General features: G+C 55.3%; 1 rRNA gene. It reads right to left on the minus strand.

The window, feature by feature from the left end:
* Nucleotides 1–72: 72 nt before the first annotated feature.
* Nucleotides 73–1,922: ribosomal RNA gene (locus HMPREF3175_RS05065) — 23S ribosomal RNA — on the minus strand; the annotation flags it as partial.

Here is a 1,922-nt window from a genome sequence, read left to right on the forward strand (position 1 = left end):
TTGTGGGGGTGGGTTTGTGGTGTGGTGACCGCTTAGTGGACGCGAACCCCTCAATAGTGAGGATGTTGGTGTTGTGTGTAAGTGATCGGCCTATTAGTACAGGTCAGCTGAACACGTCTATGGTCCGTGCGTACACTTCCTGCCTATCAACCCAGTGGTCTAGCTGGGGGCCTCTCCCAAACAAGTTTGGTTGGAAATGTTATCTTGAAGCAGGCTTCCCGCTTAGATGCTTTCAGCGGTTATCCTTCCCGAACGTAGCTAATCAGCGGTGCACCTGGCGGTACAACTGACATACCAGAGGTTCGTCCGTCCCGGTCCTCTCGTACTAGGGACAGCCCTTCTCACATTTCCTACGCGCGCAGAGGATAGGGACCGAACTGTCTCACGACGTTCTAAACCCAGCTCGCGTGCCGCTTTAATGGGCGAACAGCCCAACCCTTGGGACCGACTCCAGCCCCAGGATGCGACGAGCCGACATCGAGGTGCCAAACCATGCCGTCGATATGGACTCTTGGGCAAGATCAGCCTGTTATCCCCGAGGTACCTTTTATCCGTTGAGCGACAGCGCTTCCACAAGCCACTGCCGGATCACTAGTCCCGACTTTCGTCCCTGCTTGACCTGTCAGTCTCGCAGTCAAGCTCCCTTGTGCACTTACACTCGACACCTGATTGCCAACCAGGCTGAGGGAACCTTTGGGCGCCTCCGTTACCATTTAGGAGGCAACCGCCCCAGTTAAACTACCCATCAGGCACTGTCCCTGACCCGGATCACGGGCCGAGGTTAGACATCCGATACGGTCAGAGTGGTATTTCAACAATGACTCCACAACCACTGGCGTGGCCGCTTCACAGTCTCCCACCTATCCTACACAAACCGCACCGAACACCAATACCAAACTATAGTAAAGGTCACGGGGTCTTTCCGTCCTTCTGCGCGTAACGAGCATCTTTACTCGTACTGCAATTTCGCCGAGTTCATGGTTGAGACAGCAGGGAAGTCGTTGCTCCATTCGTGCAGGTCGGAACTTACCCGACAAGGAATTTCGCTACCTTAGGATGGTTATAGTTACCACCGCCGTTTACTGGGGCTTAAATTCTCCGCTTCGAACACGAATGTTCTAACAGGTCCTCTTAACCTTCCAGCACCGGGCAGGAGTCAGTCCGTATACATCGTCTTGCGACTTCGCACGGACCTGTGTTTTTAGTAAACAGTCGCTTCCCTCTGGTCTCTGCGGCCCACACCCGCTCACCCCAGCATGTGGGGGTCACGAGGCAGGCCCCCCTTCTTCCGAAGTTACGGGGGCATTTTGCCGAGTTCCTTAACCATGATTCTCTCGATCGCCTCGGTATTCTCTACCAGATCACCTGTGTCGGTTTCGGGTACGGGCAGCTAGAACCTCACGTCGATGCTTTTCTCGGCAGTACAGGATCACCGGATCACCCACCCATAGTGGGCGCCCATCAAGTCTCAGCCATTATGGTGTACGGATTTGCCTATACACCGGCCTACACTCTTAGACCAGGTCGATTCCATTGCCTGGCCCGGCTACCTCTCTGCGTCACACCTGTTACTACGTTTACCTCCACGAATCGGGTCCCACGCCGCACACACCATCTAGCCACAAAGTGGCTGGTCTGGTGTGGTTGGGGTGGTTAGCATCATCGCTTCGATATGGACGGTTCTTCGCCGGTACGGGAATATCAACCCGTTGTCCATCGACTACGCCTGTCGGCCTCGCCTTAGGTCCCGACTCACCCAGGGAAGAAAAACTTGACCCTGGAACCCTTGATCATTCGGCGGACGGGTTTCTCACCCGCCATTCGCTACTCATGCCTGCATTCTCACTCGAACACGCTCCACCTGATGGTTTCCACCCAGGCTTCACCACATGCCCGACGCTCCCCTACCCACCCCACACAAA

Origin of the sequence: Arthrobacter sp. HMSC08H08 (assembly GCF_001807575.1) — a bacterium.
In the GTDB taxonomy this organism is placed as follows: domain Bacteria; phylum Actinomycetota; class Actinomycetes; order Actinomycetales; family Micrococcaceae; genus Pseudoglutamicibacter; species Pseudoglutamicibacter albus.